The organism is Virgibacillus aidingensis (assembly GCF_010994035.1).
GTDB lineage: Bacteria > Bacillota > Bacilli > Bacillales > Amphibacillaceae > Virgibacillus_N.
Genome location: NZ_WIXN01000001.1, coordinates 119,293 through 141,431, shown reverse-complemented (window position 1 = coordinate 141,431; position 22,139 = coordinate 119,293). Strand labels below are relative to the sequence as shown.

At 40.4% G+C, this 22,139-nt stretch carries 21 protein-coding genes and 2 riboswitches; of the genes, 11 read left to right on the top strand and 10 right to left on the bottom strand.

The features are described from left to right. Positions 1-112 precede the first annotated feature (112 nt). Positions 113-766 carry a ribonuclease H gene (gene rnhA, locus GHD25_RS00730; RefSeq protein ID WP_164214425.1) on the bottom strand — a complete coding sequence of 218 codons (654 nt, stop codon included), beginning with the start codon at positions 764-766 and terminating at the stop codon, positions 113-115. A gap of 202 nt (positions 767-968) precedes the next feature. Between rnhA and GHD25_RS00725 the strand changes: the two genes are divergently transcribed. Beyond that, on the top strand, positions 969-2,102 hold the full coding sequence (locus GHD25_RS00725; RefSeq protein ID WP_164214424.1) for a conserved virulence factor C family protein: 1,134 nt from the start codon (positions 969-971) through the stop codon (positions 2,100-2,102). A 45-nt stretch (positions 2,103-2,147) separates the two neighbouring features. On the opposite strand, the gene GHD25_RS00720 is transcribed toward GHD25_RS00725, so the two are convergent. Then, the gene (locus GHD25_RS00720; protein WP_164214423.1) at positions 2,148-2,375 is read right to left on the bottom strand and encodes a group-specific protein; all 228 of its coding nucleotides are present in this window, start codon (positions 2,373-2,375) and stop codon (positions 2,148-2,150) included. Between the two features lie 575 nt (positions 2,376-2,950). Here GHD25_RS00720 and GHD25_RS00715 point away from each other — a divergent pair. Beyond that, positions 2,951-4,525, top strand: coding sequence for a Vga family ABC-F type ribosomal protection protein (locus tag GHD25_RS00715; protein ID WP_164214650.1), 1,575 nt, complete (start codon positions 2,951-2,953; stop codon positions 4,523-4,525). 147 nt (positions 4,526-4,672) lie between these two features. Here the strand turns inward: GHD25_RS00715 and GHD25_RS00710 are convergent, their stop codons facing one another. Both GHD25_RS00710 and GHD25_RS00705 read right to left on the bottom strand, forming a co-directional pair. After that, complete coding sequence (locus tag GHD25_RS00710) at positions 4,673-6,292, bottom strand: sodium:solute symporter family protein (protein ID WP_164214422.1); 1,620 nt, start codon at positions 6,290-6,292, stop codon at positions 4,673-4,675. Beyond that, positions 6,292-6,768 carry an OsmC family protein gene (locus GHD25_RS00705; RefSeq protein WP_164214421.1) on the bottom strand — a complete coding sequence of 159 codons (477 nt, stop codon included), beginning with the start codon at positions 6,766-6,768 and terminating at the stop codon, positions 6,292-6,294. The genes GHD25_RS00710 and GHD25_RS00705 overlap by 1 nt, the downstream gene beginning before the upstream one ends. Positions 6,769-6,892: 124 nt before the next feature. Continuing rightward, a riboswitch (SAM riboswitch) is annotated at positions 6,893-7,006 on the bottom strand. A gap of 469 nt (positions 7,007-7,475) precedes the next feature. On the opposite strand from GHD25_RS00705, the gene GHD25_RS00700 reads away from it, so the two are divergent. The 4 genes from GHD25_RS00700 to GHD25_RS00685 are packed head-to-tail and all read left to right on the top strand — an operon-like array spanning position 7,476 to position 10,085. Beyond that, entirely contained in the window at positions 7,476-7,910 is a 435-nt protein-coding gene (locus GHD25_RS00700) for a MarR family winged helix-turn-helix transcriptional regulator (protein ID WP_240452165.1), read from the top strand. Next, complete coding sequence (locus GHD25_RS00695) at positions 7,907-8,848, top strand: ring-cleaving dioxygenase (RefSeq protein WP_164214648.1); 942 nt, start codon at positions 7,907-7,909, stop codon at positions 8,846-8,848. Before GHD25_RS00700 ends, GHD25_RS00695 begins: the two co-directional genes overlap by 4 nt. A gap of 10 nt (positions 8,849-8,858) precedes the next feature. Further along, a complete protein-coding gene (locus GHD25_RS00690) occupies positions 8,859-9,467 on the top strand; it encodes a flavin reductase family protein (RefSeq protein ID WP_164214647.1) in 609 nt (202 codons plus the stop codon). A 15-nt stretch (positions 9,468-9,482) separates the two neighbouring features. Next, positions 9,483-10,085 carry an alpha/beta hydrolase gene (locus GHD25_RS00685; protein WP_164214420.1) on the top strand — a complete coding sequence of 201 codons (603 nt, stop codon included), beginning with the start codon at positions 9,483-9,485 and terminating at the stop codon, positions 10,083-10,085. 42 nt (positions 10,086-10,127) lie between these two features. Here the strand turns inward: GHD25_RS00685 and GHD25_RS00680 are convergent, their stop codons facing one another. Then, a complete protein-coding gene (locus tag GHD25_RS00680; protein WP_164214419.1) occupies positions 10,128-11,081 on the bottom strand; it encodes a calcium/sodium antiporter in 954 nt (317 codons plus the stop codon). Positions 11,082-11,523: 442 nt separating this feature from the next. Next, entirely contained in the window at positions 11,524-12,372 is an 849-nt protein-coding gene (locus tag GHD25_RS00675) for a VOC family protein (protein ID WP_164214418.1), read from the bottom strand. A gap of 166 nt (positions 12,373-12,538) precedes the next feature. Further along, positions 12,539-12,585, top strand: a riboswitch (PreQ1 riboswitch). Between the two features lie 7 nt (positions 12,586-12,592). Here GHD25_RS00675 and GHD25_RS00670 point away from each other — a divergent pair. Together GHD25_RS00670 and GHD25_RS00665 are read left to right on the top strand one after the other, a co-directional pair. After that, the gene (locus GHD25_RS00670; RefSeq protein WP_164214417.1) at positions 12,593-13,078 is read left to right on the top strand and encodes a QueT transporter family protein; all 486 of its coding nucleotides are present in this window, start codon (positions 12,593-12,595) and stop codon (positions 13,076-13,078) included. A gap of 162 nt (positions 13,079-13,240) precedes the next feature. Beyond that, the gene (locus tag GHD25_RS00665; RefSeq protein ID WP_164214416.1) at positions 13,241-14,002 is read left to right on the top strand and encodes a DUF3891 family protein; all 762 of its coding nucleotides are present in this window, start codon (positions 13,241-13,243) and stop codon (positions 14,000-14,002) included. 15 nt (positions 14,003-14,017) lie between these two features. Here GHD25_RS00665 and GHD25_RS00660 read toward each other — a convergent pair whose 3' ends face one another. Further along, on the bottom strand, positions 14,018-14,185 hold the full coding sequence (locus GHD25_RS00660; protein WP_164214415.1) for a hypothetical protein: 168 nt from the start codon (positions 14,183-14,185) through the stop codon (positions 14,018-14,020). A gap of 297 nt (positions 14,186-14,482) precedes the next feature. Between GHD25_RS00660 and GHD25_RS00655 the strand changes: the two genes are divergently transcribed. Both GHD25_RS00655 and GHD25_RS00650 read left to right on the top strand, forming a co-directional pair. Beyond that, positions 14,483-16,087 (top strand): catalase, encoded by a 1,605-nt coding sequence (locus GHD25_RS00655; protein ID WP_164214414.1) that lies wholly within the window; start codon positions 14,483-14,485, stop codon positions 16,085-16,087. A gap of 220 nt (positions 16,088-16,307) precedes the next feature. Then, the gene (locus GHD25_RS00650) at positions 16,308-16,970 is read left to right on the top strand and encodes a GntR family transcriptional regulator (RefSeq protein ID WP_164214413.1); all 663 of its coding nucleotides are present in this window, start codon (positions 16,308-16,310) and stop codon (positions 16,968-16,970) included. 288 nt (positions 16,971-17,258) lie between these two features. Here the strand turns inward: GHD25_RS00650 and GHD25_RS00645 are convergent, their stop codons facing one another. The 3 genes from GHD25_RS00645 to brnQ all read right to left on the bottom strand — a co-directional run bounded on the left by GHD25_RS00645 (position 17,259) and on the right by brnQ (position 20,211). Next, a complete protein-coding gene (locus GHD25_RS00645; RefSeq protein ID WP_164214412.1) occupies positions 17,259-17,630 on the bottom strand; it encodes a nuclear transport factor 2 family protein in 372 nt (123 codons plus the stop codon). Between the two features lie 244 nt (positions 17,631-17,874). Beyond that, entirely contained in the window at positions 17,875-18,669 is a 795-nt protein-coding gene (locus tag GHD25_RS00640) for a helix-turn-helix domain-containing protein (RefSeq protein ID WP_164214411.1), read from the bottom strand. Between the two features lie 177 nt (positions 18,670-18,846). Continuing rightward, a complete protein-coding gene (gene brnQ / locus GHD25_RS00635) occupies positions 18,847-20,211 on the bottom strand; it encodes a branched-chain amino acid transport system II carrier protein (protein WP_164214410.1) in 1,365 nt (454 codons plus the stop codon). A gap of 325 nt (positions 20,212-20,536) precedes the next feature. On the opposite strand from brnQ, the gene GHD25_RS00630 reads away from it, so the two are divergent. Beyond that, positions 20,537-21,703, top strand: coding sequence for a pyridoxal phosphate-dependent aminotransferase (locus GHD25_RS00630; protein WP_164214409.1), 1,167 nt, complete (start codon positions 20,537-20,539; stop codon positions 21,701-21,703). Positions 21,704-22,139: the final 436 nt, after the last annotated feature.

Genomic DNA, 22,139 nt, shown 5'->3' with positions numbered 1-22,139 from the left:
TATAATCACTGCTGCTTTTTTTGTGCTTTCTTGTCTTCTTTTTCTTTCTGTTCCACCATTCTTTCATTTTAAATAACCACCGTCCCATACATAATATACCTGTTCATTAAACTCACTTCCGGCCATAGTCCGCTTTAATCTCCCCCCACTTTTTCGTGTTCCACTTAAGTACTTTATTTCTATATGAATTATTTTTCAACCAGTAAACAGCTCGGTCAATCAATCGCCATATTTCCTCCGTGGATGCATCTCTTTTTAGTGTAGTAGATACAGCCTTTCTCTTTACCCATTTGATCGCATTTTCAGAATCGGAATACACCGTTTTATTGCTGCCCAGTTTTTGTAAATAGGCTAATGCATGCACAATGGCCAGAAACTCCCCCAAATTGTTTGTACCTTTTCCAATAGGTCCATATGAAAAAATCACCTTACCAGTTCGTGTATCGACTCCCTGATATTCTACCGGTCCGGGGTTACCATGCGTCCCGACATCTACAGAAATACTATCGTAATCAATGTCAGTTTCATAAGGTGAGCTTAAATTGGAATCATATTGGCTCTCCGGCTTACCCTTGCTTTGCTTATTCGCTTTTCCCCAATATTGCTGCCAGCCTTCCCGGTAAGCTTTTTGCGCCTGTTCCCTGCTTGTAAATACTTTGAATTTCGCCTGATTAAAACCATCTGTTTGTGCTTTACAATCTTCCCAATTGGTGTATATGCCTGGTTTCCTACCGGTCCAAACAACATAATATTTTTGTTTAGCCATTATATTTCTCCTTATAAAGTCCATTCCATTTTTCTGTTTCTTTACTTATATCACTATTTCACTTCATTTAACAAGTATTATTCGGGATGAATTAAAGGTTACAATTAGGCCGCAGCATAGGGAATCCTCTGTATTGGATAATTCCTTATATCTTTGATAGTATCAATCTTAAAGAAACCTGCAGAAAAAGGGGTAGAAGTAAATGAAAATTGTTTCAATGGAACCAACTCCCAGTCCATATTCCATGAAAATCAATGTGGATGAAAAGCTGCCTGATGGTCAAACGGAAAATTATAAACTCAATGATGATTTAAGTGATGCACCGGTATATATAAAAGAACTATTTGCGATCAATGGAGTGAAAGGATTGTACCGTGTAATTGACTTTATTGCCTTGGAAAGAAATCCGCGAGTTCCATGGGAAGAAATTCTGCCGGAAGTAAGAAAAGTGCTTGGTTCTGATGATGAAGACGCTGATTTATTTTCTAAAGCAGCGGATCAGGCCGATGATGCTTTCGGAGAGGTTAGTGTGTTTATTCAAATGATCCGTTATATACCGACACAGGTAAAACTGGACGACGGGGACAAGGAAAAGCGCTTTGCCCTTCCCGAAAGATTTATGGAAGCAGCAATGAAAGCAGCGGAGGCCTCTGATAATTATTTAATGGAACGGACGTGGTCAGAACAAAAACCGCGGTATGGCGATATGGATGAAATAGGCCATGATGTAGTCGAGGAATTGTCAGCCACCTACGATTCCGAGCGATTAAATGAACTGGTGAAGCTGGCTTTAAATAATGAATCACAGGCTGAAGAACGCAGACCGAAGAAAGTAACGCCGGAAATGCTCGATCAGCCGAACTGGAAAGACAGGTATGCTGCACTGGATCGCATGAATCCGAAAAAAGAAGATCTTCCCGTGCTCGATAAAGCGCTTGATGATGAAAAAGCATCTGTCCGGCGGCTTGCTACCGCTTATTTGGGAATGATTGAAGAACCGGAGACACTTCCGTATTTATATAAAGCGTTAAAGGATAAGGCTGTAAACGTGAGAAGAACCGCAGGAGACTGTTTATCAGACCTTGGATTTGCAGAAGCAATCCCGGAAATGATTAAAACATTATCGGATAAAAGCCGTATAGTCCGCTGGCGGGCAGCCATGTTCTTATATGAAGTTGGCGATGAAACAGCCATTCCGGCTCTTCGCGAAGCCTTGGATGACCCAGAATTTGAAGTAAGGATGCAGGTGAAAATGGCTCTTGCCAGAATCGAAAGCGGCAAGGAAGCAGAAGGCTCCATTTGGAATCAGATGGCAAAAGCGGCGAAAGAAAAATAATGATGAAGAAACTCCCGGCCATAGCGGGTACGGGAGTCTTTTTTTCTAACTTATCATAGCAGCAAATTTTTTATTCCTATTTTCCCTTTCCTCTTCTGCAGCCAAATCATATTTTTTCAAAAGATGAAATAACTCGTTTAGTTTTTCCTGGGAAAGATCATTTTCCAAAAAGCGATGTATTTTTTCATATAACACTACCGGCAAAAATGCTTCCTGACTGTTCAGCTTCTTCACCACTGAGTCATGTGAATGGTCAATGTTGCAGACTCCCATTTCCGTCACCTTCCCTATAGTTTATATTTGCCCTTATACTATCACGATGCGCAATATATTCAAAATATCCGTTAATAAGATTATTTAAGTTATTCCTTAAAAAGCCGATTTTCCGGTTTTTTTATGCGGTCTGCCAATTTCTAATACCCACAACGTTTTTTGCTTTCTAATCTTTCTCACTTGTTGTTCAATCGTTTGTTTGAAACTAAAAATGGTTACATGCTTTATTGTCCCTGTTCTTGCAGCTTTCCAATGTTCTTACTATCCTGAACGCCCTCTGGACAACAAAAGCCATTTCCTATATACTGTCAGTAACTTAAAACGGAAGGGTGAACCAAGAGGACATGAAATACTAATCCTATTTTTCGAAAATATTCAAGTGAATGCATGGCAAACAGCAGAAATCTCTGCTTTATTTTGTTGTGCTTTCAACTGGATTTTTCAGAATAGGATGGTATATTTGTGTTTCTGTCTAAAGGGAGCAGTCTCTCTTTTTCTGCCGAAATGCCTCCTATTCTGAAAAGGAACAGGAGGCTTTTTTGTCTCCGTATAATGATGAAATGGAGATGAAATGTATGATGTTACTGGAAGCCAATCATTTAAAAGTCTATATAAAAGATCATCTGCTATTTGAAGTGGAAAATCTGAAAATCCAAAAGAAAGCCCGCATCGGATTAGTTGGAAAAAACGGCAGCGGAAAAACGACGCTGCTGGATGTACTTGCAGGCAATTTAAATCCAGAGGAAGGCACTGTCACCAGATATGGTACGCTGCAGCTCCTGCCCCAGCTGAAAAACACCCGGACAACCAAAAGCGGTGGAGAAATAACACAGGAGTATATCAACGCTTCAATAGCCAGAAAAACAGATATCCTTTTTGCAGATGAACCAACAACAAATCTGGATATGGAGCATATCGAAAAACTGGAAAACCAATTTTCCAAATGGCAGGGCGCCATTGTGATCGTCTCCCATGACCGGGAATTTCTTGACTCCCAGTGCAGCCTGATTTGGGAGCTGGATAACGGAAAGCTTACAGTGTACAAAGGAAATTATTCGGACTACGTTTTGCAAAAAGAGCTGGAAATAAGACAGCAGGAAAATGAATACGACCAGTATGTGAAAAAGAAAAAGCAGCTGGAAAGAGCGCTGGAAGAAAAAGAAACAAAAGCACAGCGGGCAACGAAAAAGCCTAAAAATATCAGTCCTTCTGAAGCTAACGTAAAAGGAGCCAAGCCATACTTTGCCAATAAACAAAAGAAGCTGCGCAAGGCGGCAAAATCCATGGAAACCCGGTTGGAAAAGATGGAGAAAGCAGAAAAAGTAAAAGAAACACCGCCTGTTAAAATGAATCTTCCCCATGAAAAAACGTTTCAAGGAAAAATCGTTTTACGCGTGGAAAATTTAACCGGAAAGATAAAGGATCGCATTCTTTGGAAGGAAACCAGCTTTCATGTGAGAGGCGGAGACAAAATAGCTATTCTTGGAAAAAATGGAACAGGAAAAACAACACTTCTGAAAAAGATAATGAATGAATCTGAGGGAATTACGCTCTCCCCTGCCATGAAAATTGGCTATTTCAGCCAAAACCTGGATGTGCTTGATGTCAATAAATCCATCCTGGAAAATGTCAGTAAGACATCCAAACAGGACGAAACCTTTGTTCGCACAGTGCTTGCCAGATTGCATTTTTACCGGGATGACGTATATAAAAAAGTTGATGTATTAAGCGGCGGAGAGCGGGTGAAAGTATCTTTTGCCAAATTGTTTGTTAGTGAAGTTAATACACTTCTTTTGGATGAACCGACTAATTTTCTCGATATTGATGCACTCGAAGCACTGGAAGATCTATTAAAAGACTATGCAGGAACAGTACTGGTCGTTTCACATGATCGAAGGTTTCTTAAAAATATTGCTTCACGTATTCTCACGATCGAAAATAAAGAGATTGCTTTATTCGAAGGGTCCTATCCCGAATATAAAAACCATATTCCCTCTATAGCAGATCCCAACGAAGACGAACTGCAAGTTGTTGAAACCAAAATTTCCGAAGTATTAAGCAAACTTAGTTTGGAGCCTTCTGAAGAACTTGATGAAGCTTTTAAACATCTGATGGCGAGAAAAAAAGAATTGGAAAACCGTGACAATTAATTGTCATATAGAAAGCATCCCGGTTTTTAAAAGATTAGACAGCATATTAAAAACCAGCAGTTGAAATATAATTGGCAACTGCTGGTTTAATGATCATTAGCTTATTCCAAACAAGGTATTCATCCCCTTAAAATGTCTCAGCCATCCCTATTCGTTTACTGTTCTTGCAACTGGTGCAATTTGAATGTGCTTCGGTTTAATATAAATAATCCCTGTAATAAACAAAGAGAGAATAGCTGCAAAGCCAAACAGGCCAACTAATCCAACCTGGTGCAGGGTATCAAAAAATATAATGGTTACTGTCAGCAGCAGAACACTTGTCAGTACAGATATAATTCCCTTTACCGATGTGTTGCGATAATTAACAATCCATCGGCCATGCGCAGTTATTAATGTAACAATAAGCAAGAAGGCAATATTCGCTGACATACCGATCCAAACCGGATGTATATCAAGGAAAAAAGAAGTTGGATGCCATCCGCCCAAATAGTACCAGATTAAGCCGGATGCAAAACCGGTAAGCAGCGAACTTACCACAGCACTCTGGGTTACAACCGGCCAGAATATTGCAGCAACGACAGGCGCGAAAGTGGCAGAATTTCTCACGGTCCATGCCAGCACATTCCACCAGGCAGATTGCTCTGTCCTCAATAACCCAAATACGATCATTAACCCGGTTAAAAGAAGCAGTGACCACTTCGTATATTTTACCAATTGCTGATTGTCTGCTCCCGGAAAGATTGCACTTCCCACATCTTTACCAAGACTGGTGGCACCGGAAAATTGGCAGGGGCCGCCCCAGCCAAGTGCACATGCCCATACTCCCAGGAAAAACAGTCCGACAAGCGGTGCAGGCAATACTTCCATCAAGTACTGCGGCAACGCAATTAGTCCCAGGTTTCCATCCGGAACCACAATAGCTGCTGCTAACCCAAACAATACCCCGCAGATAATAAATGGAACACCCATAAATACGGCACCGATCATTCCTTTTTTTCCCTCTTCAGGCGTCTTGCACGATAAAGCCATTTGGAAAGCTGCCTGGGCTAATATAACATTTACCAAAAAAGTTCCAAACCAAGCAACAATCACTTGAAGTCCGGCACCACCAAGATGGAACATTTCCGGGCGGTCCACAGCCAGCTGCTGTAAGCCTGAAATTCCGGGATTGATAAAAAATGCGATCATACCAACAATAAACATGATCAAAAACATAATCGTATTCATTGATTGTGTGAAAGCAACAGACCACATTCCCCCAGCCTGCAGGTATACAAATAGCAGCAGCGCAGTGAAAGCAACAGCAAAGCTCAGCGAAATATCCGTAAACACATTTAATGCAGAAGCAAATGCGATAGCGGTAGCAACAGACCACATCGGAAAAGCAAAAGCTGTAATGGCTCCTGATATAGCTTTTGCACCTCTTCCAAATTTATCACCAATCAGCCCGGACACTGTCACCATCATGCTGTTACGAAAAGGCTTAATCATGAGGAAAGCAATAATCAGCACCTGTACCGTTTCGGCAACACCATACCAGATGGCGGAAACCCCTGTTAAGTAGGAGAGTTCAACTATCGATATGTAGGTAGAGCCGGAGAATAGCCCAGTTATACAAAACGCTACCGTCCACCATCTGAAATTCCGTCCTCCAATAAAAAAATTCTCCCCATTTGAAGCCTTTCTTTTCGCTACATTACCGGCAATAATTAACAACAGTGTATATATAAGCGCAAAAGCAATCATCCAAAACCCATAAGAAGTCATTATTTTCCCCCCAAGTTTTCAGCCTTCTTCCAATCAAGTTCAATGTCAATACCAGCATCCCGGAAAAGATTATAGGCCGGACACCTTTTTTTAACCAGATTTTTTAGTTCCGCAATGGACTCGCTGCTCTCAGTCGTTTCAATGACAACCGTATTTTTTACTTGATGGAAGTGCGGACTTACATCTGCTGTTCCTGCCAGCCCCCGCCGATCAAGGATCCCATGCGTTTCAGCAGAGAGATTATCAATAGAAAAGTGAATTTCCTCAGCAATCATTTCAATAACAATTAATATACAACCGTTAAACGAACCCAAAATATATTCCATTGGGGTCGGTGCCTTATTTGTTCCTCCTAATTTTTCCGGTTCATCTATCGTAAAACTGAAATCCCTTATGTTAGTTTCATTGGCGAACTTTCCAATTTTGTTAGTGAATACTCGTATCGTTCGATGATTTTTATTTTGCCTATTTTCCATATTTTCCTTGTTTCCCTCCTAAAAATCGGTAGTTTAGTTCATCCATTATTTATGAACAGCAAAAACCCCCTTTTTATCCAAAAGATAAAAAGGGGGTAAAATAATCAATTATAGGTGCGCGCCCTTCTTATCTTTCAGACGAATGTCTGCTGGAATTAGCACCGTTCCACACGAATTTACTTGTGAATGGTTGCTGCGGGCTCATCGGACCAGATTCCTCCACCGCTCTTGATAAGAAATATATTAAATTTGTTACCATATTACATGGGAATTTTTAAAATGTCAACTATATTTATCGGCAAAGTATGAATTGAATTATAATTTTGTTATTCATCCTGCACCTCCGTAGACAAAACAGCAGCAGGGTGGTATCTTACATTACTTAGATCTGTTTGATGGAAATGAATTCTCAGCGGAAAAGGGAATGGAACCTGGAGCAGAAGTTTTTCTTTTAAAGAGGCTGAGACATTTTTTAAGTGACACACGTTAAATTCAAACTGAACTAATCCGGCGGAGGAAACATACGTAAAATCAGGAGGATCACAACTTCCACGTGAAAGTAATGACTTCTGTATTTTAAGAGAAAATAATAACGCGTGCAGAATCGAAGCCATTGACAACATTTCTATAGTAGTTTATAATTATATTTAATTCAAAATATATTAATTAAGATTAAATATAGTTAAAAAGCTGTGAGGTGAAAATAGGTGAAAAAAGAAAATTTAGCGTTAAAAGCATTTGTTGTCATCATGAAATCTTCAAAAACGCTTGAAGAAATGATTAAAAAAGATATTAGCAGCCACGGAATGAAAAGCTCTGATTTTACTGTACTTGAAGCATTGTATCATAAAGGCAGCCAGACCGTACGCGACATCTCAAATGCCGTTCTGATCAATACCGGATCCATTACCTACGTTATTGATAAGCTTGAAAAGAAAGGCTACGTTAAACGCAGGCACTGCCAGGAAGACCGTCGTGTGGTATATATTGATATCACAGAAAATGGAACAGCACTGATGGATGAAATTTTTCCCAAGCATCAGCAAGTTATTGAGGAATTATTTTCAGACGTTTCGGAGGAAGAAAAAGAAACGGTCATTGATGTACTGAAAAGAGTTGGCAAAAAGGGAGATCAATCATAATGAAAAAAACAGCTGGCATTCACCATATTACAGCGATTGTTGGACACCCACAGGAAAATGCTGATTTCTATGCAGGGGTATTAGGTTTGAGAATGGTGAAAAAGACAGTCAACTTTGATGACCCAGGTACCTATCATTTGTATTTTGGAAATGAAGACGGGAACCCCGGTACCATCATCACTTTTTTCCCTTGGGCAGATGCTCAGCAGGGAAAGATCGGTGACGGTCAGGTTGGGATTACCTCCTATGCTGTTCCAGTCGGAACTTTGTCTTTTTGGGAAGACAGGCTGAAAAAATTCGGTATTCCCTATAGCACACATAAACGTTTTGGTGAAACATATCTCAGTTTTACTGACCCGCATGGTCTGAAACTGGAGCTTGTGGAACGTGAGAATGGAGAAAAAAATGCCTGGAATATTGGAGAAATCACATCTGATACCGCCATTAAAGGTTTTGCAGGCGCAACTTTGTATTCGTCCCAGCCAGCTAAGACAACTGAGCTGCTTGAAGATGTGATGGGACTGGAAAGAATCGGTGAACAAGATAACTTGGTTCGTTTAAGGTCTTACGGAGATATCGGAAATATTATTGATGTCAAAACAACCACAAACGAACGCGGGCAAACGGGCGTTGGCATAGTTCATCATATAGCTTGGCGCGCAAAAGATGACAAGGATCAATTGGATTGGAAAAAACAAGTGCAGCAAAATGGATTTATGGTCACACCGGTCAAAGACAGAAATTATTTCAATGCCATTTATTTCAGAGAGCATGGAGAAATTTTATTTGAAATTGCTACGGACCCGCCTGGTTTTGCGCATGATGAATCTCAGGAAACAATGGGGAGCACATTAAAACTGCCAGATCAATACGAGCAATATCGCGAACGTCTTGAAAAAACACTTATCCCGGTGGAGGTTAGAAATCTTGACGAGTAGAAAGAATTTTATGACCTCAATTTGTCCAAAAGATAAAACAGCGAAAGAAAATTACAAGCTATTAACCGGAACCATTATTCCAAGACCGATCGCTTTTGTTACAAGCAGCAATCATACAGGTGTCATTAACGGTGCGCCATTCAGCTTTTTTAATGTGGTTTCAGCTGACCCTCCCATGATTTCTCTCGCTATTCAGCGAAAAGATACATCTCCTAAGGATACGGCCAGGAATATTTTACAACAAAAGGAATTCGTCGTGCATAGTGTCGATGAAGAGTATGTAGATAGAATAAATATCACTGCCGCATCCCTGGCGGCAAACCAAAGTGAAATTAAAAAAGCAGGCCTGACCCTGACGAAAAGTGAGATGGTTTCCGTACCGGGGATCAAAGAAGCAAAAGTTCGTATGGAATGCACGCTGGAACATTCGATTTTATTAGGTGACGGAGAAACCGCTACAGATTTAATTATTGGGAGAATCAAAAAGTATCATCTGGCAGGAGAAATATATCAGGAAGACGGCAAAATTGACTATTATGCTTTAAACACAGTTAGCCGTCTGGCAGGATCGGATTACACAAAACTGGGCAAGCAATTTTCCATCCAACGTCCTAAATAAAAAAGGAGGAGCACAATGAAACATATTTTTCAAAAAGGAAGTAATCAGTCAAAGCCAACTTTGCTTTTATTGCATGGCACCGGGGGTACGGAGCAGGATTTATTGCCCTTGGCGGAAAGAATCGATCGTGATGCCAATATATTAAGCGTCAGGGGCAATGTCTCAGAAAACGGCATGCCGCGGTTTTTTCGCAGATTGGCGGAAGGTGTATTTGATGAAGATGATCTTATTTATCGCACAGAAGAATTAAATAAATTCCTGGATGAAGCTGCTGAAAAATATGATCTTGACCGAAATAATATTGTAGCAGTCGGATACTCCAATGGCGCCAATATTGCAGCAAGCCTGATGTTCCATTATAAAGATGCATTACGTGCTGCTTCCCTTCATCACCCCATGGTACCAAGAAGAGGCATGGATATGCCGGATTTAACAGGAAAAGATGTATTGATTGCCGCAGGAAAAAATGATCCTATATGCCCTGCTCAGGAATCGGAAGAACTTCAGTCATTACTGTCCGGAGCCGGTGCAAAAGTGGAAATGCATTGGGAAAGCGGCGGACACCAATTAACATTGGGTGAAGTGGAAGCAGCCGAAAGCTGGTATAGAAAGCTTTAACATGAAAAACCGTCCCGTGATGTGAAGGGACGGTTTTTCATGTTAATTCCGCAATATAATAAATATCATATAAATCACATAACTAAGGACAAGCATTATTCCTTCTCTTTTTCCAATCCTGTAATTGGTTCTTGAGAATATTAGCAAGAGAATCGTTAAAATAATCATCATATATACATCTGCAAATATTTTATTATTTACGGAAAGTGGTGTAATGACTGAGGATGCGCCAAGGACAAACAGGATATTAAATATATTGCTTCCAACAATATTCCCAAGTGCGATCTCACTTTCTTTTTTCAGTGCGGCTGTAATCGATGTAACCAGTTCAGGCAAAGAAGTTCCAATTGCAATAATAGTCAGTCCCACTAACGTTTCACTCATACCAAGAGCGTAAGCAATTTCTGTGCCGTTGGTAACTACCATCTGACCCCCAAAGATAATTGCGGCCAGTCCCAAAATCGTAATCAGTATACTTTTTCCCCATTTCACATCGTTCGGGGGATTCGCATTGCTTCCATTACTCCTGCTGCTCATCGCGGTCTCTATGATATAATACATAAAAATGCTTAAAAATAATAAAAGAATAATTCCATCACTGCGGCTAATACTATTTTCACTCAAGCCCTGCAAAAATATATCACTAATTAAGACAAGCAATACTCCACTTGCCAACAGTGTAAATGGAATCTCCTTTTTCGTTGTTTCACTCTGGACCGTTAATGGATATAAAATAGCTGCTGCGCCTACAACAAGTGTGAGGTTAAAAATGTTACTGCCCACAATATTCCCAAGAGCAACATCTGCACTCCCTTCCAAAGCCGCAATAATACTTACTGTTGCTTCAGGAGAACTTGTCCCAAAAGCTACAATAGTCAGCCCGATAAGGATAGAAGGTACCTGCAGCAGGCCGGCAATGTTTGACGAGCCATCAACAAAATAATCTGCCCCTTTTATTAATAAAACAAAGCCGATCACCAGTAAAATATAAGCCATAATTTCTTCCTTTTCTCTTTATTTCCTAGTGGAGGTATACCTTATACATACCCTATTTTCCAAATTTCATTAGTTTAATAGCCAATTCATCATTAATTTAACACACTGCCAGTATTATAACACAAGAATAAATATGCAAAGGCAGGAATTTCAATTATTGCTCAAAAAAATACATTTCCCGGGAAATATCGACAGCAGATAGAGATGAAAGAAAAATCGCTATAATCACCTGCAGTCATAGTTTGCAGCCGGAAATGTTAATCAAGGCACTTTACCATGCATGTCGGATTACGTTAAATACTTGCAGCACCAAAAAACCGGGGATTGGCCAAGCTCGGACAAAGGCAATTGCAATGGGATCCCCTATAGCCGGACAAGGTTACATAACTTTGCCGATTCATCTGCAGCTTTAAAAAATAATATAGCGAGGAATAACTCCCCGCTATACCCTTAATTGGATTTTGATTTCTGATGGATCTTCCGCTATATACACATTTCCTTCTTTTTTTACGCGGGCACCCATATCCTGTAACCGCGTTACTGCTTCCGACCTTGTTTCCTCATCAGGAAATTGAAGGCTGAACCAATTGAGCCCGGCACTGTTTCTTTTCGGGGCAGGCGCACCAGCACCATTCCAGACATTTAACGCAATATGGTGGTGATAATCCGCTGTAGAAGTGAATATAGCACCTGGATAATTCGTAACCACCTTAAACCCAAGTCCATTTACGTAAAATTGTTCTGTCTTTTCCAAGTCAGCAGCATGCAAATGAACATGCCCCATCACGGTTTCTTCCGGAAGCCCATTCCATTTTTTATCACTGGCCGAAAGCACTCCTTCCGCATCCAGCGGTTCAGTAGCCATCGCAACCTGTCCATCCGACCAGCTCCATTCGGAGGCTGGTCGGTCATGGTATACTTCGATGCCATTACCATCTGGATCAGAAAGATATATCGCTTCACTTACATAATGGTCCGAAGCTCCTATACGAATTCCTGATTGTGCAATATGTCTCAGAAATGCTGATAAGTCTTCCCTGGATGGCAATAGAATGGCAAAATGATAAAGCCCGGTGGTTCTTCCTTCTTTTGGCACAACATCTTCCGGCTGCTCCAGTGTTAATAATGATGTTTTCCCGTCGGCTGTTAAAATGGCCCGGTCATTTGTCTCTTCAAGTACACGAAAACCAATCACTGTCTGATAAAACTCTACAGACTTTTTTAAATTTGTAACATTAACATTTACTTCACTTACGTATACGGCCGGTTTCTCAAAAAATCTTTTTTCCATTATATCTCCCTCTTTTATATAAAAGTTATTATTTTAAACTAAGTTACTTATAGTAAGTATTATAACTTTACGCTTTAATATTGTCAACAAGCAGGTATGTTCCCGAGCATTAACCATTGAATTTCCCAAATTTAGCTTTATAATAAAGTAGTTTGATGCTTTTCTCAAACACGTGGTTCGAAACCATCCCACGGCAAAAAAAACTAAGGGAGAGATTTGAATGAATGTAAGAGTTTTGGTAGTGAACGGAGTGCTTGCAGCTTTATATATCGCTGTATCGGCAGTAATTCAGCCCTTTGGATTTACGAATGTCCAATTTCGGATTCCGGAAATGTTTAATCACCTCGTAGTATTTAACAAAAAACTTTTTTTCGGTGTAGTATTAGGTGTTTTTCTCACAAATTTATTTTTTTCACCATTGGGATTGTATGATCTCGTATTCGGTGTAGCACACTCTGCGATTTCATTACTTATTATTATCCAAATTGCGAAGTATATCAAAAATGCGTGGGTACTTTTAATATTAAACACACTGGTTTTTACATTCACCATGTTCATTATTGCATTTGAACTGTATTTGGCGCTGGGACTCCCATTTCTGTTTACATGGCTGACAACAGCGGCGGGTGAGTTTGTTGTTCTGGCAGCTGGCATACCGATCATGTATGCACTGAATAAACAGCTTAAATTTGATAAATTAATATAATGAAAAGCCTGCACTCTGGTTAGCATAAAAAGCGTGCGGGTTTTTTAATGAAAAAACCTCCGCTTTCCTGTTAAATTTCAGTAAATAAGCAATTATTTTTTCCGGGATTGAAAAACATGCTAAGCTGTAAGCATACAATGGACAGGAAAGGACGCGAATGGAATGATTGTAAGAGAGCATGAGGATTCATTTATTATGATCGAACAAGATAACCACGCATATGTTTCAGGAGAAATTATGAAGCATTGGAAAGAAAATCTGTTTAAAGGGAAAGCATTTAAATCATCAGTAGACTATGCTATTTACAAGCATGATATCGGCTGGGCGCCCTTTGACAAACAGCCATTCTGGAATGACAAAGATAAGGCCCCGCATACTTTTGTGACGTTTCCCGTCCTCCCAAAGATCACCCTTTATACAGATGGGATTAATAAGACTGAACAGCATGACCGTTATGCAGGACTCCTGTGCAGCGAGCATTATAAGCGGTTTCTTGCAAATAATACTTCCGATGAAGCCCAGGCATTTATACGCCAGGAAGAGGAGCGCCAGCAAAGAATTATTGATCATACACCAAACTATAAAAAAGAACTATTTGATTTTCACTATGGACTTGTTCAGCTTGGCGACAATATTTCCCTGTATATCTGCCTTAATGAACCAGGTGCGGCAAAAAAAGATGAGCATCCTTTTTTTAAAGATGGAATTCCGCTGGCTGCAGCACTGAACCTTTCCGAAAAAATGTATCTTTCATGGGAGAACGACGCTGCCATCATCACTGATCCATTTCCATTTCATAACTCAGTAACCTTCCGTTTGAAACAAAAGCAATTAGCTAAAAAAGACATATCCCGGTATGGCTTAATTGAAGCCTATAAAAACACCCCATACGAACAGCTGACATTGACCCTTAAAGCAAAATGAGGAATTAAGCCACTTTCAAATCTCCTCACCACAGAGGAGGTTTGATATCGCCCCAAATAAAGCCTTTCTTTTATTCTTTTTATGGAAGCGGCTATCCCCTTTTCTCTTAACCGAACTTTTTTTCACCTGCTCGAGCCTTCCCTCCACCATACTCTTCGCGATTTCATATTGATATGCATACATGCCCCTCATCCCTTTCCCTTTGATCTAACTTAATCATAAATGTTTTCATATCTTTCTTCGTCGTCATACAGAATGAAAAACATTCATAATGGAAACTGATTTTTTAAAAGGGATTTATGCGTCTGCAGACGGATCTGAGTACAGATAATAAAAAGCCGGTAAATAGCAAGTTAGAAATAAATGGCCGGAAACCCAAAAAATCAGGTTTTTTTCCGATACATCGGGCACACTAGAAAACAGCATAAAACTTCCGGCTCGGCCCGGAAAAACATTAAACTTTTATAAAGGATGATGATAATGGATAAGGATCAGTCAAAGAACAAGGAGCAGCAGACAAACATAGAAGAAGAAGATACCCTGACTACAAGACAAGGGCATCCGGTCACAAACAACCAAAACATCCGAACAGTCGGCAACCGCGGACCGGCTATGCTCGAGAACTATGACTATATTGAAAAAATTAGCCACTTTGACAGGGAGATGGTTCCGGAAAGAATTGCCCATGCCCGCGGATCCGGGGCACATGGATACTTTGAAACTTATGGCACCGTGGGAGACGAACCTGTGTCAAAATATACCCGTGCAAAGGTTTTTCAGGAGAAAGGAAAACAGACCCCTGTCTTCGTTCGTTTTTCCACAGTCGTGCATGGCAATCATTCTCCGGAAACTGTTCGCGATCCGAGAGGTTTTGCCGTTAAATTTTATACTGAAGATGGAAACTGGGATCTGGTGGGAAACAATATAAAGATTTTCTTTATCAGGGATGCCATGAAATTTCCCGATATGATTCATGCCTTTAGGCCCGATCCCGTTACCAATTATCAGGATAGCGAACGTTTTTTTGATTTTTGTGCCAGCAACCCCGAATCCTTTCATATGGTGACTTTTATCTATTCACCCTGGGGCATTCCGGCAAACTACCGGATGATGCAAGGTTCGGGTGTCAATACGTACAGGTGGGTAAATCAGGAAGGTAAAGCAGTACTAGTCAAATATCACTGGGAACCTAAACAGGGAATCAAAAACCTGACCCAAAAGGAAGCAGAAGAAATTCAGGGAAAAAATTTTAATCATGCTTCCCAGGATTTGTATGAAGCAATAGAGCACGGTGACTATCCTGAGTGGGAATTGTTCGTTCAAATTATGGAGGATGGGCCGCATCCTGAGCTTGACTTTGATCCGCTGGATGATACAAAAATCTGGCCGAAGGATCAATTCCCATGGAGACCGGTGGGTAAAATGATCTTAAATAAAAATCCGGAAAACTATCATAACGAAGTAGAGCAATCTGCTTTTGGAACTGGAGTGCTTGTGGACGGTCTTGACTTTTCCGATGACAAAATGCTGCAGGGACGGACATTTTCATATTCAGACACGCAACGTTATCGGGTAGGTCCAAATTATTTACAATTACCAATTAATGCCCCTAAAAAACGCGTAGCAACAAACCAGGAAGGCGGGCCAATGAGGTACGAAAATGATAAAGCTCCCGGGCAAAGCTTGCATATCAACTATGAACCGTCTATTCTTGGAGGGCTTAAAGAAGCAGATCAGACCGGAAAAGAACATACACCATATGTAGAAGGAAACCTTGTTCGGGAATCCATTGACAGAAATGACAACACAAAACAGGCCGGTGAGACCTATCGGTGGTTTGAAGACTGGGAAAAGGATGAGCTTATCTCCAATCTTGTTGGAGATCTGTCCCAATGTGATCAGCGCATACAGGATAAAATGATTGCTCTGGCGGAAGAAGCAGATGAAGAATACGGCCGCCGTCTGCGCGAGGGACTAAAAAACGCAGCTAAAGACGGATCAAGCATGAATCCGCTTGGTGCCAAAGATGCAGAAAAGGCATCTGATGAAGCTATAGAAAAAGGACATGATTCCGAACCTTATTAAAACGAATCCCGAAGTTCTTGACCTGCAGGTTTGAATCACCTCAATCACTTTGCCCAGGCTGAAAAAGGAATTGGTATTATACCGATTCCTTTTTTATATCCTTTTCTTTGTAAAATTGTTTGTCAAAACCCAACAATTTGCTTTTCTCGTATTTCCTTGTTCCCTGTTTTATAGTATACTAATGAAAGAATCATACATATTGAGGAAGGAGAAACCCACAATGCCTATTCCAAGTGATCATTCTAAGCCTGTTCGCCAATCCGCAAAAGAAAGCGCATTCAATCAATTGCAGCAGTGGATCATAGACGGCACCCTTTTGCCCGGCGAAAAGCTGAATGACAATGAAATCGCTAAAGCTTTAGGCATCAGCAGGACTCCGGTGCGGGAATCCCTACAGCTGCTTGAAGTTCAGGGATTTGTAAAAATGTATCCCGGAAAAGCAACCCAAGTGACAGAGGTGGAAAAAGAGTCGATTAATGACCTTCTACCGCCGTTGGCAGTACTACAGGCATTAGCTGCTGAATTGGCTGTCCCTAACGTAGATAAAGACATTCTTGAGAAATTGGAAAGCATAAACGAGCGATTTAAAGATGCCATCCATTCGGAAAACTATTATGCTGCATTAAAAATAGATGAAGAATTCCACCAGATCATTGTCGATGCAGCGGGCAATAAGTATATATACGATATTATAAATGACCTGCAGGCCCATGTCCGCAGACAGTTTTTCCATAATTCTATCGTTCTTACAGAGCAATCCATTGAAGAACATGAAATGATTATTAAAAATATGCGGGAAGGGAACGGCGAGAAAGTTTCCACCATAATGAAGGAAAACTGGGTAAGAGCGATTGAGGAGTTCAGGTCTGTTAATAAAGGATGAATATTATGGGGGCATGGGGATAGTTCTGCTTACAGAACCAACCCCGCTTTCCATAAGGCCGGATTCCATTTCCACGCTTCTGTGATGTTACAGATTTGCTGGGATAATGCTTTTTTATTCTTTTCCACCGGTTAAACCGTACTGTTTCTGCCGGACATAAATCTGACATTCCCCTTTCATGAAGCTGCATTCTCCTGTCATCCATTGGATTGTCGGGACGATCTCTCGTAATCCTGCACTAAACCCATTGAAACAGGGAATCTAAATTATCTTTCCCCATACATTCTCCTATGCTTCATTCACTTCAATAAGAAACGCTTTTACTTCCTTGATCTTTCCGTTTTTAAATTTATCAAGTTTGTAAAGATCACAAAAAGCATATGTTGCCATGCTGCCGTCTTCTTTTGGCATATTCATACTCCCGTGAATAACGGCAGTATTTCCATGTGTAATAATATTGTGCGTTACATAATTTTCAATTTTTTCACCACGCATAGGTTCAAACATCTCGCTAACTTTTTGCTTTCCCTGAACCTTTATCTCCCCTACCATTTCCCAATGGATATCTTCCGTTACATGATCCATTAAGAAATCTACATCTCCATTGGCAAAAGATTCATTTACTTTTTGAAAAAATTCCTGATTTTTAGTTATTGTCATTCCGTTTCCTCCATATTTTTATTTGGGTATATACTGCAGAAAGCCACTTTTTTTGGGTGTCATCTTTAAAAATCATGGATAGCTTTTATCACCTGAAATACGCTATTCGATGCCCTGTCCTGTGGTTCCATGAGCCTCACGCGAAGCATTCTGCAAAAAATTTCGCCAACTTGTTTCAAAACACTTCTCCCTTCATGTAAATTTTCACATGCATATTCTAGCATGCACCTAAAACAGATATTTCTTATAGATTGCTATGTTGGGAAATCCGGATGAGAAAGTTTTTCATTAAAAGCGGTAAAGAGATTAAAATAGGCGGATCATCAAGACGCGGTTCATGAAGTGTAAGCTGTTGGTGAGGTGTGTGGGCATTCGGCTTTACAATGACAGCTTTACCGGATTTGGCACGCAAGGTAGTGTGTGGAAGCAATATGTCCGTAGCAGTCATTTCCCAGGATATGGCTGTAGCCATAAGGTAATAGACACCTGGCTTGACATTTTGAAAACAAAAATCTCCTAAAGAAGATAATAATGTGCCATAAGGGGGAAATCCCTCGGGAATTGGTTTAGTAAATAAACCAACTAAAATAACACCCTGAAAAGGTTTTTCTGCGTGAATGGTTCCCTGAATTAAATTACCTGTATATCCCGGGGGAGAATTATTTTTCCAGTCCATCAGTTTTTGCAGAGAATCCAAATGATTCCCTACCTGCTGTCTGGAATGCCGAAATTGTGCAGGACTCACACCTACTCTCTCTGTAAAACGGGTTGTGAACGTGCCCAGGCTTTGCTGTCCTGCCTCCAGACCAATGTCACGCACACTTAATTCTGTAGTTAAAAGCAGATTCTTTGCTTTTTGCAGACGGACAGATGAAATGTAATAATGAGGCGGCACTCCTACCCTCTCTTTAAATATCCGGGTGAAATGATACGGGCTATAAGCAGCATAACGTGCCAGCCTGTCAAGAGAAAGAGGCTCATCTATATGGTCTTGTATATATTTGATTACCTCATTGATTTCAGGATAGGCAGTTGACATTTTCTTTACCTCCACAAATAATTCAGAAAATAGGATTTATTATATTTTACCATAGTAGATCAATTAATCTATATTAAATTGTAAGCAAAAAAAATCGGTATCCAAAAAAGGAACCGATTTTTTATTGAAATCTATTTATAACTATAGATTAACGACAGTTTTGGTTTTTCATTTAATTTAAGCTTTCGTCGTTGCAGCTGAAGCCTTTCTGAACCGGCTGACTACACCTGTTATTGCAATAACAATGAGCGCCGGCATCAGCCACCCCAATCCTTGGTCATACATTGGCAGAGTATTTTCAAAGAAAGAAACAAACGGAACCATAAAACCAAAGTGATCAATGCCCAGTGAATCCGTCAGTGCTTTTAATCCGTCAAAAATACTGATGAAGAAAGTAACAGCAATAGTTGATACATATACGATTCTATCATGATTAAATAAAGGTGATATAAAGGTCAGCAACATGAGCACAATGGCCAATGGATAAAGGAACATTAACACAGGCACAGAGAAAGTAATGATATTTGCCAGTCCAAAGTTTGCAATCACAAAGGTCAGCACAGAGAAAAATACAACGAGTGTTTTATAGCTGATCTTAGGAAGCAGTGTATGAAAGTATTCCGCATTGGCAACTATTAACCCAATAGCTGTAGTTAAACAAGCTAATGTAATAACAACAGCCAGCAGAATAGATCCAAATGTTCCAAAATAATAAGATGCTGCATTGCTCAATACGGGCCCGCCTGTTTCCGCTATTCCGAAAATTTGTGTACTTGTGGCACCTAAATAAGCAATACCTGCATAAATTACTCCGAGCAATATAATCGCAACTATGCCGGCTTTTGCAGTGGCATTGAGAATTCCTTTATTTGATTTCACCCCCATGGAACGAACCGCGCCAATTACAATAATGGCAAACACGAGTGAAGCAAGGGCATCCATTGTGTTATACCCTTCCAGAAATCCTGTCATAAATGCACCGCTTTGGTATGCTTCCTGCGGTGATTCTACAGCTCCCATCGGATTGATGATGACAGCTGCCAATAAAACTACAAGCAAAATAACGATGCCGGGAGCCAGTATTTTTCCGACGTTATCTACTATTCTTCCTGGCTTCAAAGAAAATATTAGCGCAATTGCAAAAAATAAGATCGTGAAAGTCAATAAACCTGCCTGCTGATTTCCTTCGCTTACAAATGAAGAGATCCCCACTTCATAAGCAACTGTTCCGGTACGGGGAGCTGCAAAAAATGGCCCAATCGTCAAATATAATAAAGAAGTAAAAAATATTGCATAAACCGGGTGTACCCGACTAGCCAATTCCTGCAGATTTGCACTGCCTGAGAAACTCATAGCCATGATCCCAAGCAATGGCAGCCCGACCCCGGTAATTAGGAATCCAAACACTGCCGGCCAAAGGTTTGTCCCGGCATTCTGTCCCAGCTCTGCAGGAAAAATTAAATTACCAGCACCAAAGAATAATGCAAATAACATAACCCCTATTGCCAAAAGTGCCGAAAATGAGAGTTTTTCGTCTTTCATTGTAGTTCCCCCTATGATGAATTAGCATATAATTCTAAAATCTATATGCAATATATTAATAGTATTCATCATACTATTTACCCAGGAAAAATGCAATATATTACTAGGAAATTTTTAAATTTCTTATTAAGTCTGTTTATTTTTATGATTCTTTTTTCTATAATACTTTATGTAATAGCGCGATTACTTTATAAAATAAAATTTAGTAATGTAACCCATCATTAACCATTGTATTTTATCGTTTTCTTTTCATGTATTTCCGCGTATACTGGGTTAAAAGTTACTTATCAAAATACATATACTACTTACTCATTAGGAGGTTATCATGGTGCAATTTTCGGAACGTCTCAAAAATTTGCCTGACCAGTTTTTTGCTGCTTTAGTAAAAAAAGTAAGCGCAGCCATGGAAGAGGGAAGAGATGTTATTAATCTAGGACAGGGCAACCCTGACCAGCCAACACCAAAACATATAGTCAGAGCATTACAGGAAGCAGCGGAGGATCCAAAAACACACAAGTATTCCGCTTTCAGAGGGATTAAGGAATTAAGGCAGGCAGCTAGTGACTTTTATAAACGAGCGTATAACGTGGAAATTGACCCAAAAAGAGAAGTAGCTATACTATTTGGTGCAAAAGCAGGTCTCGTTGAACTTCCACTGGCCTTGATGAATGAAGGGGAGCTGATGCTGCTTCCCGACCCGGGTTACCCGGATTACTTATCAGGAGCCGGTCTGGCCGGTGTCCGGCATGAATTCATGCCACTATTGGAAGAAAATGAATTTCTGCCCGATTATACAAAGCTTACGGACATACAGAAACAGCAGGCAAAAATGATGTTTTTAAATTATCCAAACAACCCGACGGGAGCGACAGCTGATTTGGATTTTTTTGAAAAAACAACAGAACTGGCCAAAGAATATGATATTGCTGTAGTCCATGACTTTGCCTATGGGGCACTGGGGTTTGATGGAAACAAGCCGATAAGCTATATGCAGGCAAATAATGCGAAAGAGACCGGAATAGAAATTTACACTTTATCAAAAACATATAATATGGCCGGATGGCGGGTTGGCTTTGCAGTAGGAAATGAAAAAATGATAGAGGCCATTAATCTGATACAGGATCACATGTATGTCAGCCTGTTTCCTGCTGTGCAAAAAGCGGCTGCTGCAGCACTTACTGATGACCAAACTTGTGTTAACGAGCTTCTTGCACTTTATGAAGAGCGCCGCCGGGTCCTTGTTACAGAGTGCAGCAGAATTGGTTGGGATATCAAGGCACCAAAAGGATCTTTCTTTGCCTGGCTGCCTGTACCGGATGGCTTTACGAGTGAAGGATTTACAGATTTCCTTTTAGAAAAGGCTAATGTAGCCGTAGCCGCCGGGAACGGGTTCGGCACACACGGGGAAGGTTATGTTCGCGTTGGACTGTTGGTGGATAAAGAAAGGATTAAAGAAGCGATGGAGCGGATTGAAAAACTGGGGATTTTTTGAAGGTGTTTTGTATCCGAAAAAGAGCAAGCAGCTGCTTGTATGGTAAATGACCGATCTGCAGCTGTTTGCCCTGGCTCAAATATTGATTGCCCCTGATGGGTATACGACTGTAACAGCTTTCCGTGCCGTTCAGGCATTCATCAGCTCAATAAATAAGTGAAAATTTATCGGCATCATTCATTGCTTCATGTCCCTGATGAGTTAACGAAGGTGAAGCTTTTCAGCCCGTTCGTTCGTTCATAGACCCCATGAGTTAACGAAGGTGAAATTTTTCAGTCCATTCGTTCGTTCATAGACCCCATGAGTTAACGAAGGTGAAGCTTTTCAGCCTGTTCGTTCGTTCATAGACCCCATGAGTCAACGAAGGTGAAGTTTTTCAGCCTGTTCGTTCGTTCATAGACACGATGAGTTAACGAAGGAGAAATTTTTCAGCCCG

What these genes read in the sequence shown, in the direction of transcription:
- rnhA (WP_164214425.1), bottom strand. Translation starts at nt 766, where the DNA reads ATGGCTAAACAAAAATATTATGTTGTTTGGACCGGTAGGAAACCAGGC.
- GHD25_RS00725 (WP_164214424.1), top strand. Translation starts at nt 969, where the DNA reads ATGAAAATTGTTTCAATGGAACCAACTCCCAGTCCATATTCCATGAAA.
- GHD25_RS00720 (WP_164214423.1), bottom strand. Translation starts at nt 2,375, where the DNA reads ATGGGAGTCTGCAACATTGACCATTCACATGACTCAGTGGTGAAGAAG.
- GHD25_RS00715 (WP_164214650.1), top strand. Translation starts at nt 2,951, where the DNA reads ATGATGTTACTGGAAGCCAATCATTTAAAAGTCTATATAAAAGATCAT.
- GHD25_RS00710 (WP_164214422.1), bottom strand. Translation starts at nt 6,292, where the DNA reads ATGACTTCTTATGGGTTTTGGATGATTGCTTTTGCGCTTATATATACA.
- GHD25_RS00705 (WP_164214421.1), bottom strand. Translation starts at nt 6,768, where the DNA reads ATGGAAAATAGGCAAAATAAAAATCATCGAACGATACGAGTATTCACT.
- GHD25_RS00690 (WP_164214647.1), top strand. Translation starts at nt 8,859, where the DNA reads ATGACCTCAATTTGTCCAAAAGATAAAACAGCGAAAGAAAATTACAAG.
- GHD25_RS00685 (WP_164214420.1), top strand. Translation starts at nt 9,483, where the DNA reads ATGAAACATATTTTTCAAAAAGGAAGTAATCAGTCAAAGCCAACTTTG.
- GHD25_RS00680 (WP_164214419.1), bottom strand. Translation starts at nt 11,081, where the DNA reads ATGGCTTATATTTTACTGGTGATCGGCTTTGTTTTATTAATAAAAGGG.
- GHD25_RS00675 (WP_164214418.1), bottom strand. Translation starts at nt 12,372, where the DNA reads ATGGAAAAAAGATTTTTTGAGAAACCGGCCGTATACGTAAGTGAAGTA.
- GHD25_RS00670 (WP_164214417.1), top strand. Translation starts at nt 12,593, where the DNA reads ATGAATGTAAGAGTTTTGGTAGTGAACGGAGTGCTTGCAGCTTTATAT.
- GHD25_RS00665 (WP_164214416.1), top strand. Translation starts at nt 13,241, where the DNA reads ATGATTGTAAGAGAGCATGAGGATTCATTTATTATGATCGAACAAGAT.
- GHD25_RS00660 (WP_164214415.1), bottom strand. Translation starts at nt 14,185, where the DNA reads ATGTATGCATATCAATATGAAATCGCGAAGAGTATGGTGGAGGGAAGG.
- GHD25_RS00655 (WP_164214414.1), top strand. Translation starts at nt 14,483, where the DNA reads ATGGATAAGGATCAGTCAAAGAACAAGGAGCAGCAGACAAACATAGAA.
- GHD25_RS00650 (WP_164214413.1), top strand. Translation starts at nt 16,308, where the DNA reads ATGCCTATTCCAAGTGATCATTCTAAGCCTGTTCGCCAATCCGCAAAA.
- GHD25_RS00645 (WP_164214412.1), bottom strand. Translation starts at nt 17,630, where the DNA reads ATGACAATAACTAAAAATCAGGAATTTTTTCAAAAAGTAAATGAATCT.
- GHD25_RS00640 (WP_164214411.1), bottom strand. Translation starts at nt 18,669, where the DNA reads ATGTCAACTGCCTATCCTGAAATCAATGAGGTAATCAAATATATACAA.
- brnQ (WP_164214410.1), bottom strand. Translation starts at nt 20,211, where the DNA reads ATGAAAGACGAAAAACTCTCATTTTCGGCACTTTTGGCAATAGGGGTT.
- GHD25_RS00630 (WP_164214409.1), top strand. Translation starts at nt 20,537, where the DNA reads ATGGTGCAATTTTCGGAACGTCTCAAAAATTTGCCTGACCAGTTTTTT.